This window comes from Yoonia sp. R2-816, assembly GCF_046762905.1.
In the GTDB taxonomy this organism is placed as follows: Bacteria; Pseudomonadota; Alphaproteobacteria; order Rhodobacterales; family Rhodobacteraceae; genus Yoonia.
This window is the reverse complement of sequence record NZ_JBKQXN010000254.1, coordinates 1-203: the sequence shown is the minus strand read 5'-3', so window position 1 is coordinate 203 and position 203 is coordinate 1. Positions and strand designations below refer to the sequence as shown.

The 203-nt window shown below is 60.6% G+C and carries 1 protein-coding gene; it reads left to right on the top strand.

The genetic code is table 11. The features are described 5' to 3' along the window. Positions 1 to 203 (top strand): phage integrase N-terminal SAM-like domain-containing protein (locus tag ACFWW2_RS16580; protein ID WP_393929740.1); only part of this gene is annotated, 203 nt, incomplete at both ends.

The following is a 203-nucleotide window of genomic DNA, read 5'->3' as shown; positions in this document are numbered from 1 at the left end:
CAACAAGCGCACATCCGGGCGGTGAAGCATTTCGCCGGGTTTCTGGGGCGCTCGCCCGATACTGCCACGACGGAAGACCTGCGTTCGTATCAGCTTCACATGACGGATGCCGGGGTCACGCCCTCGGTCTACAACGCGCGCATTACCGCCCTGCGCTTCTTTTTCTCGATGACCTGTGGTCGCGAGGAGATGAAGCGGTACAT